Genomic DNA, 11,851 nt, shown 5'->3' with positions numbered 1-11,851 from the left:
CAAGGAAAACCAGTCAGGAAGCCAGACTGCGGCGGCGCAGGCGGTCTGCAACCGCGATCAGCACCGAAATGAAGACAAACAAGCACGTCGAGACGGCAGCGATCACGGGCGAGATCTGCATGGTCGTCTCGTCCCAGAACTGCTTGGGGAGCGTCGTGCTCAAACCGCCCGAGGTGAACAGCGCAATCGTGAGTTCATCGAACGACGTGGCAAACGCGAACAGGAACGACGACATCAAACCCGCGCCGAGAATCGGGAACGTCACGCGGCGCAGTGTCGTGAAACGGCGTGCGCCCATGCTCTGCGCGGCGAGATCGAGACGCACGTCGTAGTTGCGCAGCACCGCCATCATCGTGATGACGACGTAGGGCACAGCCACGACCGTATGCGCGAGTATCAGCCCGAACGACGAGCCGACCAGGCCGATGCGGGCGAAGAAGTAGAACACCCCGACCGCCAGAATCATGCGCGGCACCACAATCGGCGCGAGCACGAAGGCCAGCATCGCCGCATTCCACTTGAGGCCGCCGCGCACGAGCAGGAACGCGGCGGGTGTACCGATCACCATCGAAAGCACGCCGGTGCCCACGCCGACCAAGAGCGACCGCGTGACGGCCTGCATCCAGAGCGGCGAATCCGCGACCTGCTGATACCACTGCAACGAGAAGCCGTGGGGCGGCCACGCGAGACCCGAGAGCGAGTCGAACGACAGCGGAATCATGAGGAACGCGGGCGCGCTCAAGAAGATCAGGATCAGCCAGACCACCGTGCGGAGCGAACGCTGCTTGTCGCCGCTCGCGCTGCGGCGCGGCGTCGGCACAATATGCAACACGGCGTCGGTCAGATTTCCGAGCGCGGTCAGCACGACGTCGCCGGCCTTTCGGCTCCAGCGGCGGCCGCTCTGCGGCGTGCCCGTCGTGGAGCTGCCGCCGGCCATCGTCGAAAGGCCCACCATGCGGTCGTAGACCACGAACACCACCAGCACCACCACGAGCAACAGCACCGAGATCGCGCCAGCGAAGCGCCAGTTCAGCGCCTGCATCACCTGGTCGATGATGAGCTGCGTGATCATGGTCTGGCGACGGCCGCCGAGCAGCGCCGGTGTGATGAAGAAGCCGATCGCGGTGACGAACACCATCAGCGCCGACGACGCGACGCCCGGCAGCGAGAGCGGGAAATACACCTTCCAGAACACGGTGCCCGGGCGCGCGCCAAGCGTCGCCGCAGCGGTCGGCAGGCGACGGTCGATATTCTCCATCACTGAAAGCATCGTGAGGATCGCGAGCGGCATCAGCGCATGCACCATGCCGACGATCACGGCGGACAGGTTGTAGAGGAGATCGAGCGGCTGATCGATGATGCCGAGATGCATCAGCGTCCAGTTGATGACGCCGTTGCGCCCGAGCAGCACCACCCATGCGAACGTACGTACGAGAAAGCTGGTCCAGAACGACAGCAGCACCCAGTACAACACTTTGCTCTTGCGCTCGCGCGTGAGCGTCGAAATGAACAGCGCGACGGGATAAGCGGTCAGCACTGAAAAGAACGTCGTGAGCAGCGAGATTTTCATCGTCACCCACAGCACTTCGATGTAGACGGGCGACGCGAACAGCCGTCGGTATTCGGTGAGCGAGAAGCCGCTGTCGTCGCGAATGCTCAGCAGCAGCAATTGCCCGACGGGGTAAATCAGGAACACCGCCAGAAGCACGACGATCGGCGCGACCATCGCGGCGATGCGCAGCGCGCGGCGCCAGCGCAGCCGTTGCAGGCCAGTGCGGTTCGCCTCGGCGGGAACAGTGAGCGCGAAAGGATTCATGACTTACTCCGCAATCGCGACGGCATCGGACGCCGACCAGCGCAGGCGCAGCGCCTGGCCGATCTCGTATTGCTCGCCGAGCCGGTTGGTCGGGAACGCGGCGATCACTTCCGTGCCGCCGTTCACGGGCTCGATGGCCTGCAAATACAGCTTCGTCATGCCGCCGGTCACCATGATGTCGGTGAGCCGCGCCTGCATCGACTCCGCCTGGTTCGGCTGGTCCGCACCGATGTTGCCGGCTTCCACATGCAGGTTCTGCGGACGGATCATGATCCGCGCCTTGCTGCCGGGGCGCAGGCTGCCGTCGTACGCCATCGCGTGACCGCAGTGGCGCCCGCCGATGGCGATACCCACGCGTTCGTCGTCGCGCGACGACACCGTGGCGTCGAGCAGATTCGATTCGCCGAGGAAATCGGCCACAAACACGCTTTTGGGCCGAAAATACAGATCAGCAGGCGTGCCAAGTTGTGCGATCGCGCCGGCGTTCATTAGGCAGATGCGGTCCGACATCGTCATCGCCTCTTCCTGATCGTGTGTCACGTAGACGATCGTGGTGCCGAGGTCGCGGTGAATGCGCTTGATTTCGAGCTGCATGTGATCGCGCAGCTTCTTGTCGAGCGCGCCCAAGGGCTCGTCCATCAGGATGATCGACGGGCGATACACCATGCAACGCGCCAGCGCGATCCGCTGCTGCTGGCCACCGGACAGCTCGCGCGGATAACGCCCGGCCAAGTGCGGAAGATGCACCATCTCCAGTGCTTCGGCGACGCGCTTACGCGTCGCGGCGGCGTCGACCTTGCGCATCTGCAACGGGAACGCGATGTTTTCGCCCACCGTCATGTGCGGGAACAGCGCATAGTTCTGAAACACCATGCCGATGTCACGTTCGTACGGCGCGCCGTAGGTTACGTCGGTCCCGTTGATGTGAATGCTGCCGCTATCGGGATGCGACAGCCCCGCGATCAGGCTGAGCAAAGTGGTCTTGCCCGATCCGCTCGGCCCGAGCAGGGTCAGGAATTCGCCCTGGGCGACGTCGAGATCCGTCGGGGCAAGCGCGACGAAATCGCCGTAGCGTTTGCTGAGTCCGTTGACAGTGAGATTGGTAGCTGACATTGGCGTCGAAATCCGGAAAGTGCTGAAAGATCAGGAAAGAATCCAACGGTTGAATCGTTCCAGCGCAGTACTCTGGTTTTGCAGCCAGTACTTCGCGTCGATATGGACACCAGTCTTCATGTTGTCCGGAAAGGTCGGACAATTTTTCGCGACTTCGGGCTTCACATAATTGAACGCCGCAGGCAGTGTGAGGCCCGCCGGGAAGTAATCGACAAGTTGCGCCTGGCGCTTCGGATCGGTCGCGAACTTGATGAATTCGCGGCAGGCATTCGCGTTCGGCGTGCCTTTCAGGATCGCCCAGCTGTCACATCCCCAGATGTTCTGGTTCCAGACGATGGAAACCGGTGCACCGTTGGCCATCGCCGATTGCGCGCGCGACGCCCAGGTCGCGACCATCGCGACTTCGCCGGAGCCGAGCATCTGCTCAACCTGTGCGCCCGTCGTCCACCAGACATCGACGTGCTTCGAGATCTTGTCGAGGCTCGCGAACGCGCGGTCGAGATTGCAGGGATACACCTGGCCGGGTTGAACGCCCGACGCCATCAGCGCTTCCTCGATGGTGTCGAACGGATATTTGCGCATGGCGCGGCGACCCGGAAACTCGTTCACGTTCCAGAGATCGGCCCACGACGACGGCGCCTTGCGGCCCTTGAACGCATCGGTGCGATACGCCAGTACGGTCGCATACACGTTCGTGCCCACCGCGAACGGCGACATATATTGGCTGGGGACTTTCGATACGGCCGGATCGGCTTCGAGTCCGTGGCGCTCGAGATATTCCTTGCCGCCCGCCGTGAGCATCAGCACGGCCGGCTGGCTGATCTTCGCCATGTCCCAGGTGTAGCTGCCAGCGTCCACCATGCTCTTGATCTGCGCGGTCGGTTCCGCGTTCGCCTGCACGCCGACCACCTCGATGCCGGTCGCCTTGGCGAACGGCTCGTAGTAGACGGCCCGGTACGCCTTCGTATAGATTCCACCGTCGTCTCGAACGACGATGCGCTTGTTCGCTGCACGCGCCGGAGTCCAGACAAATGGAAACGCCGCCGACGCCGCACCGGCGGCCGCCAGTTTCATCACGCTTCGGCGTGCCGGATTTTCGATCGTGCAGTGCTCGGATTTCTTCGACTTCATCGTGAACTCCAAAGATTTGTACTACGTATTAATCATTGAACGCAGTAATCGACCGATTGACGAGCTGGCCTGCGCTCCGATCACATCCGCCAAGCTCAGGGAATGAGACGCCCCGGATTCATGAGATTGTTCGGGTCCAGCGCCTGCTTGATGGCGCGCATCGCGGCCAGTTCGACCGACGACTTGTAGTGCGCCATTTCGACGAGACCGGTTTCGCCGATGCCATGCTCCGCACTGAACGAACCGCCGAGCCGATGCGCCACGTCGTTGACGGCGCGACGCAGCGCACTGCCCATCGACGGCGCATCGGCCAGCGCTTGCCATGCCGAGAAGGAAAACATCGGGATGAAGTGAATATTGCCGTCACCCATGTGCCCGACGATCACCACGTCCAGATCTGGCGCGATCTCATGCACGGCGCGCGTGGCATCGTCGATGAAGGTCGGCACGGCGGAGATCGGCACCGAACAATCTGTCGTCAAGCCCACGCCCGCGCCCTTGTTTGCCTCGGTCACGCTGTGGCGCACTTCCCAGAGATTCGCGCGCTGCGCGTCGCTCATGGCGATGATCGCGTCCTCGATCAGATCCGCTTCTGCGGCTTCCTCGAGCGTGCGCTGCAGGATGGCCTCCATCTCCGCGCCATCGCGCGTATCCGACAATTCGACCAGTACGTGCCACGCATGCGTTTCCGCCAGCGGGTTGCGACGGTCCGACACGCGCTCGACCACGAGCTGCAATTGCCGCGCGTTCATCAATTCATAAGCAGACAGACGCGATCCACAGTTTGTCTGGAACATGCCGAGTACGCGCAGAGCCGCTTCGGGGCTGACCGGTGCAAACCACGCGAGCGCGTGGTGAGTGGGCAGCGGATGCAGCTTGAGCGTCGCGGCGGTGACGATGCCGAGCGTGCCTTCCGCACCAATGAACACCTGTTTGAGATCGATACCGGTATTGTCCTTACGCAGGCTACGCAGCCCGTTCCAGATGCTGCCGTCGGCGAGCACGACTTCCAAGCCGAGCACGTTGTCGCGCGTATTGCCGTAACGCAGCACGCTCGTGCCGCCCGCATTCGTCGACAGCGTGCCGCCTATCTGGCAGGAACCTTCCGCGCCCAGGCTCACGGGATACAGGCAATTGACCGCCGCCGCTTCGTCCTGCACGGTCTTCAGAATGCAACCGGCTTCGACTTCCATCGAGCGATTGGCGGCATCAAGCGCACGGATGCGCCGCATGCGCGCGAGGCTGACGATCACAGGTGCCGGACCCGCGCTGCGCGGCACTGCGCCACCGCACAGACTCGTGTTGCCGCCTTGCGGCAGGACCGACACGCCGTGCGCGGCGCACTGTCTGACGATGAAAGCGACCTGCTCCGTCGACGACGGATGCGCGACACACAGCGCGCGGCCCTTGTAACGCCCTCTAAAGTCCTCGACGAAGCCCGCCATGTCAGTTTCGGCGGTCAGCACCGCATCTGCGCCCAATTTCGCTTGTAGTGCTGCGATCAGTCCGACCTCGACTTCCATGTTCCATTCCTCGCAGGTTGCACCGGTTGCCGTTGCCGCCGGTCAATTCATGTTGCGAAGGATAGGATCATCAAAATTGCAATGGAATACAAATAATCGCATTGCAATTGATTCGAGTGCAAACCCGTAGCGCTTCCCCTTGAATCAAGGGCGTATCCGGTGCAATTTGTCGCAACCCGAGCGTTTGTTCGTTGGTTTGGCCCTTGATGACGCGGGCGGGGTATGCGTCCTTTTCATGCGAAATGTGGCGACTTCAGGGTGCCGAGTTGCCTGCAGCCGGCCCTTGCCGCTATTGGGATTTCACGCAATCGGCCTGTTCGCGAGCCCTCGATCTTTTATCTTTCTTCCGCGCTAACCGGCATTTTCCGGGCGATTCAGTCGGTTACGGTACTGCTAGCCGGCGCGGTGTCGCCCGCCTCGGCCAGCATCGTGAGCACGGCGGAGCGGATCTGCTCTTCGAGGCAGGATCTCGATCGACGATCGCCTCATATGCATGCGGCAGCCTAACCGAGCATGTGCATACCGGAATCGACATAGTGCGTGCCGCCCGTGATCGCCCGTGCGCCGTCGCTGGCAAGAAACGCGCAGAACGCACCGACGTCGTCGATGTCGAGCGCGTGATGCAGCGGTGCCCGGCGCGCGGTGTCGTCAAGCAGCCGGCCGAAGTCCGGCAGGCCCGACGCCGCGCGCGTCGGCAGCACGCCCGGCGAAATCGCGTTGACGCGAATGCCCGCGCCGCCGAGTTCGGCCGCCAGGTACCGCACGCTCGCCTCGAGCGCGGCCTTGACCGGCCCCATCACCCCGTAGTTCGCGACGACCTGCTCCGCGCCGAGATAGCTCATCGCCATCAGGCTCCCGCCGCGCGTCATCAACGGCTCGGCCAGCCTCGCCATCCGGATGAACGAGTGGCACGAGGTATCCATCGCGAGCGCGAACCCTTCCGGCGAACTGTCGACCACGCGGCCCTGCAGATCGGCCTTCGGTGCAAACGCGACCGAATGCAGCACGAAGTCGATCGCGCCCCATTGCGCCGCAAGCGCGTCGAACACCGCCGCCATCTGGTCCGGCCGCCCGACGTCGAGCGGCATCCGGATCGGCGCGTCGAGTTGCGCGAACAGCGGCTCGACGTGCGGCAAGGTCTTGTCCGACTGCCAGGTCACCGCCAGCGTGGCGCCCGCCCGGCAAAACGCGCGCGCGCATCCCCAGGCGATGCTCCGCTCGTTCGCGATGCCGACGACGAGCCCCCGCTTGTGTCGCAATGTCATGTCGCCCCCCCGCCGGCCTAGCGTTGCGCCGCGATCCATCGCGCGATGTCGGGCCACACCGTCTTCAGCGTGCGCGTCCCCATGAACAGGCCGATATGGCCGCCCGGCACGAGCCGGCTCTCGATCCTCGACGCAGGCGTTCCGAGCAGATCGCGCGCGCCGAACACCTGCTCCGGCGTCGTGATGTCGTCGGCCTCGCCGGCGAGCAGATAGGCCGGGCATGCGATGTCCTTCAGGTCGAGCGTGCGCCCGAGCGCGACGAACGAGCCCTTCGCAAGCCGGTTCTCCTTGAAGATCTGCCCGATCGCCTGCAGGTACCAGCGTCCCGGCAGGTCGATCGGGCTTTCGTACCAGTTCGCGAACACCTCGCGCTTGCGCAGGTATTCGGGATCGTCGAGATGCTCGTACAGGTCGACGTGCTCGGCGAGATAGTGCTGGTCGGGATGCATGTTTTTCCAGCCGCGCAGCATGAAGCGTCCGCGCATCAGCCCGCCGCCCATCGCGACGAGTTCCTCGTAGAACGACGTCGGATACGTGTGCGCCATCCGCTTGATCGGGCCGTCGCCCGCGTCGGTGTCGATCGGCGAGCCTGCCAGCACGAGGCTCGCGACCTTGTGCGGGAAACGCGCCGCGTACATCGCGGACATCCAGCCGCCCTGACACAGGCCGACGAGATTCACGCGGCCGCCGAGTTCGTCGACGCACACGTTCAGCTCGGCCAGATACTGGTCGATCTCGAGGTCCTTCATGTCCTCGGTGGCCGAGCGCCAGTCGGTCAGGTACAGACGCGTCACGCCGTGCTCGCGCAGCGTCTGCATCAGGCTCTGCCCCGGCTGGTAGTCGGCGATCATCGCGCTGTGCCCCGCGTACGGCGCATCGACGATCGTCGGCAGCCCATGTGCCGGCGCGGCCGAATAATCGCGGAACGTCATCGTCCGCAGCTCCAGCAACGGCCGGTTCGCCGATGCCAGCGCCGGATGCGCTTCGAAATGGAGCTTCTCCTCTTCCGAGAGGAAGCGGAGATTGCGCGCCGTGATCTCGGAGCCGGCCGCAAACATCGCCGTGGCGGCGGCCATCGGCCAGAAAATCGGCAGCGCGGGGGCGCTGGCGGCAGGGGAAGACGTGTCGCGTGCTGTCATCGGAGGTCTCACGAGGTCGGATACGGCATGGAAGGGATTGCGTCGTCCAGCACGCGGCGCGTGTGCCGCGCGATCATCAGGTTCTCGTCGGTCGGGATCACGCGCACCGTCACGCGCGACGCGTCGCTCGAAATCACCGGCAGGCCGGCGGCGTTCGCCGCGTCGTCGAGCACGATGCCGAGCCACGCCGCGCGGCTGCAGATCCGTTCACGCACGCGCGGCGCGTGCTCGCCGATGCCTGCCGTGAACACGAGCGCGTCGAGGCCGCCGAGCACGCCGGCCAGCGCGGCGAGTTCGCGGGCCGCGCGATAGGCGAACAGCTCGACCGCATGCGCGGCCGACGGTGCGTCGCTCGCGAGCAGCGTGCGCATGTCGCTCGACACGCCGGACACGCCGAGCAAGCCCGATTCGGCATAGATCAGATGCTCGACCTCGTCGAGCGACAGGCCGGCGTGACGCTGCAGGTACAGGATCACGCCCGGGTCCAGCGCGCCCGTGCGCGTGCCCATCGGCAGTCCGTCGACGGCCGTGAACCCCATCGTCGTCGCGACGCTGCGGCCGTTCGCGAGCGCACACAGGCTCGCGCCGTTGCCGAGGTGCGCGACGACCGTCCGTTGCCGCCCCCACGACGGATCGAGGGCCGCGAGCGCCGTCGCGATGTACTCGTACGACAGCCCGTGAAACCCGTAGCGCACGATGCCCTGCTCGGTCAGCGCGCGCGGCAGCGCGAACTCCCGTTCAAGCGCCGGTACCGTCGCATGGAACGCGGTGTCGAAACACGCGACCTGCGGCAGGTTCGGCGCCACGGCGGCAACCGCGCGGATCGCGTCGACGTGATGCGGCTGGTGCAGCGGCGCGAGCGGCGAAAGCGACGCGATCGCATCGAGCACGCGCGCATCGATCCGCACCGGCGCGGTGAAATACGGACCACCATGCACGACCCGGTGCCCGACGCCGTCGAACGCGGCCTCTCGCCCGACGTGAGCGGTGAACCACGTGTGCAGCGCCTCGATCGCGCCTTGATGCCCCGGTCGCGCGACGGCGCTGTCGGCGAGCACCTCGCCGTGCGCATCGGCCACGAACAGATGCGGTGTGCCATGCAGGTTCTCGACCTGCCCGTGCAGGCCCGCATCGAGCGAGCGATCCTCGTGCGTGTCGTAGACCGAGAACTTGAGGCTCGACGAGCCGGCGTTGAGCACCAGGACGGGATGTCGCATCGCGGCGCCGTCAGTGCGTGCCGGCCGCAACCGCCGGCGTGGCCACGGGCGCCGCCGCTGCCGCGACGAGCGCCGCGACCGCGCAGCTCGCCAGGCGCGTGCGTTCGCTGTCGGCGCGACTCGTCAGGATCACCGGCACGCGCGCGCCGAGCACGATGCCGGCCGCATCGGCATTCGCCAGGAACGTCAACTCCTTCGCGAGCATGTTGCCGGCCTCGAGGTCGGGCGCGACGAGGATGTCCGCATCGCCCGCGACCTCGGAACCGAGATGCTTGAGGCGCGCGGCCTCCGGGCTGATCGCGTTGTCGAACGCGAGGGGCCCGTCGAGCAGCGCGCCGGTGATCTGGCCGCGCTCGGCCATCTTGCACAGCGCGGCCGCGTCGAGCGTCGACGGCAGCTTCGAGCTGACCGTCTCGACCGCCGACAGGATCGCCACCTTCGGCCGGGCGATGCCGAGCGCGTGCGCGAGATCGATCGCGTTCTGCGCGATGTCGGCCTTCTGCTCGAGCGTCGGACGGATATTGACGGCCGCGTCGGTGATGAACAGCGGCTTGTGGTAAGTCGGCACGTCCATGATGAACACGTGGCTCAGGCGCCGCCCGGTGCGCAACCCCGTATCGGCGCGCACCACCTCCGCCAGCAACTCGTCGGTGTGCAGGCTGCCCTTCATCAGCGCCTGAGCGTCGCCCTCGCGCACCAGTTCGACGGCGCGTGCCGCCGACGCATGACTGTGCGGCGCATCCACGAGCCGATAGCCGGACAGGTCGACACCGAGCGTCGCGGCGAGCATCGTGATGCGCGCCACCGGGCCGACCAGGACGGGCACGACGATACCGGCCCGAGCGGCCGCGGCCGCCGCATGCAGCGATACCTCGTCGCAAGGATGCGCGACCGCGACCGTCACCGGGCGTAACGCGCGGCAACGCGCAATCAGCGCTTCGTATTTCTGATGCGTGCGCAACTCGGTCATCGACTGCCCCTTTGCAAGGATCACGTGAACGGATTCTGGTGCGGGACCGGGCGACGTCGTTTGATTTCAGTCAATCGTTTCAGGTGAAGTCCCGATAGCATGAAGCCGCACGATGACATCCGGATGGCCCCGACGCCCCTCCCTGACATGCACATACGCGAAATCCGCTCGAAGATCGCCAGTACCTCGTCCACGCGCAAGATCACCAAGGCGATGGAAATGATGGCGCGCACCAAGATGGCGAGCGCGCAGCGACGCGCGCGTGAGTTCCGCCCGTACGCGGCGCGCATCGGCGCGATGGCGGAACGCGTGCTGCGCGACCGTCCCGACTACGTATCGGCGCTGATGGCGCGACGCGATACCGTGCGCCGCGTCGGCCTGATCGTCGTCAGCACCGATCGCGGGCTGTGCGGCCCGCTCAATGCGCGGCTGCTCGTCGAATGCGTGGATGCGCTCGAACGCTGGGACCAGGCCGGCGTCGCATGCGAACTGAGCGTGATCGGCGCGCGCGGCATCGCGCCGCTGCTGCGCCACGGCGCGACCATCACGGCGCGCGCGAGCGGCCTGGCCGCCGAGCCGCACTTCGAGCAGTTGCTCGGTGCGCTGCTCGTGCCGCTGACCGCGTTCGTCAACGGCGAGCTCGACGAAGTGCACGTCGCGTACAACCGGCTGACGAGCCCGCTCGCGTACGAACCGCGCATCGATGCGATGCTGCCGATCGCGGGGCTCGACACCAGCGCGCCGACCGACGGTGCGGCCGCGTCCGATTATCTGTACGAGCCCGCGCCCAAACCCGTCGTCGACACGTTGCTGCTGCGCTACGTCGAGGCGATGCTCTATCAGGCCGTCGTCGAGAACTACGCGTGCGAGCAATGCGCGCGGATGTTCAGCATGCAGACCGCGACGGACAATGCCGACCGCGTGTTGCGCGAACTGAGGCACCTGTACCAGAAGACGCGACAGGCGCAGATCACCACCGAGCTGTGCGAAATCGTCGCCGGCGCGGCGGCGGTCTGAAGGAGTCGCATGAAGACGTCGATGAGGCTCGACATCGTGAGCGTGGAAGCGGTGCTGTATGCCGGCGACGCGCATTTCGTCGTCGTTCCGGGGGAAAGCGGAGAACTGGGGATCTATCCGCATCACGCGCCGCTGCTCACGCGGATCCGGCCCGGCGTCGTGATGCTCGTCGATGCGCCGACCGGCGAGCATCGCCGTCTCCTCGTCGCGGGCGGTGTGCTGGAGGTCAGCCGCGACGGCGTGACGCTGATCGCCGATCACGCATTGCGCACGCCCGAACTCGACGATCTGCGCGCACGCGAAGCGCGGCATGCGGCCGACGACTGGCGCCAGCGCTACGCGCACGAAAACCGGCGCGCGTTCGATTTCGCGTCGGCCCGCACGGAATTGATGGATGAGATCCGGCGCTTCTTCGCGCTGGCACTGCGGCAACCCGCATCGCGGGAGTGAGTTGACCTGACGGCAGTAGTGAGAAGCATGGCATCGCAATTGGATGGGATTTTTCCATCGCCCACCATTATTTTTGTTTTGGACCTTGGTCCGCGAAAGTCTCCCCGCCCTTCCTCGACGTTGGAGCAGCCCGAACAGCCCGAGCGGGTCTGCATGAAGACGCAGCGCGAAAACGCCGTTCGCAGGGGTGTCGATTTCCGCCGAATCCCG

The 11,851-nt window shown here is 65.5% G+C and carries 10 protein-coding genes; 2 read left to right on the top strand and 8 right to left on the bottom strand.

All coding sequences use genetic code 11. The annotated features are described in order from the left end of the window. Positions 1-13: 13 nt before the first annotated feature. From AC0KUR_RS08935 to AC0KUR_RS08900, 8 genes are all read right to left on the bottom strand, one after another. Positions 14-1,816, bottom strand: a complete 1,803-nt coding sequence (locus AC0KUR_RS08935) for an ABC transporter permease subunit (protein WP_049028608.1) — start codon at positions 1,814-1,816, stop codon at positions 14-16. A gap of 3 nt (positions 1,817-1,819) precedes the next feature. Beyond that, positions 1,820-2,929, bottom strand: a complete 1,110-nt coding sequence (locus AC0KUR_RS08930; protein ID WP_034190079.1) for an ABC transporter ATP-binding protein — start codon at positions 2,927-2,929, stop codon at positions 1,820-1,822. 30 nt (positions 2,930-2,959) lie between these two features. Beyond that, positions 2,960-4,060 (bottom strand): ABC transporter substrate-binding protein, encoded by a 1,101-nt coding sequence (locus tag AC0KUR_RS08925; RefSeq protein ID WP_473375730.1) that lies wholly within the window; start codon positions 4,058-4,060, stop codon positions 2,960-2,962. A 95-nt stretch (positions 4,061-4,155) separates the two neighbouring features. Continuing rightward, complete coding sequence (locus tag AC0KUR_RS08920) at positions 4,156-5,583, bottom strand: FAD-binding oxidoreductase (protein WP_049032567.1); 1,428 nt, start codon at positions 5,581-5,583, stop codon at positions 4,156-4,158. Between the two features lie 503 nt (positions 5,584-6,086). Continuing rightward, the gene (gene fabI, locus AC0KUR_RS08915) at positions 6,087-6,848 is read right to left on the bottom strand and encodes an enoyl-ACP reductase FabI (RefSeq protein ID WP_034190077.1); all 762 of its coding nucleotides are present in this window, start codon (positions 6,846-6,848) and stop codon (positions 6,087-6,089) included. A 17-nt stretch (positions 6,849-6,865) separates the two neighbouring features. Next, positions 6,866-7,987, bottom strand: a complete 1,122-nt coding sequence (locus AC0KUR_RS08910) for an alpha/beta fold hydrolase (RefSeq protein WP_069706208.1) — start codon at positions 7,985-7,987, stop codon at positions 6,866-6,868. Positions 7,988-7,995: 8 nt separating this feature from the next. Continuing rightward, positions 7,996-9,204, bottom strand: coding sequence for an acetate/propionate family kinase (locus AC0KUR_RS08905; protein WP_473375729.1), 1,209 nt, complete (start codon positions 9,202-9,204; stop codon positions 7,996-7,998). A gap of 10 nt (positions 9,205-9,214) precedes the next feature. Then, complete coding sequence (locus AC0KUR_RS08900; protein WP_059561045.1) at positions 9,215-10,174, bottom strand: phosphate acetyltransferase; 960 nt, start codon at positions 10,172-10,174, stop codon at positions 9,215-9,217. Positions 10,175-10,321: 147 nt separating this feature from the next. Between AC0KUR_RS08900 and atpG the strand changes: the two genes are divergently transcribed. Together atpG and atpC are read left to right on the top strand one after the other, a co-directional pair. Then, on the top strand, positions 10,322-11,191 hold the full coding sequence (gene atpG / locus AC0KUR_RS08895) for an ATP synthase F1 subunit gamma (RefSeq protein ID WP_124669571.1): 870 nt from the start codon (positions 10,322-10,324) through the stop codon (positions 11,189-11,191). Positions 11,192-11,200: 9 nt separating this feature from the next. Beyond that, positions 11,201-11,641, top strand: a complete 441-nt coding sequence (atpC, locus tag AC0KUR_RS08890; protein ID WP_034190073.1) for an ATP synthase F1 subunit epsilon — start codon at positions 11,201-11,203, stop codon at positions 11,639-11,641. Positions 11,642-11,851 lie beyond the last annotated feature (210 nt).

It is taken from the genome of Burkholderia sp. YHN3-13, from assembly GCF_055810675.1.
The sequence above is the reverse complement of the archived record's forward strand: the minus strand, read 5'-3'. Positions and strand labels throughout refer to the sequence as shown.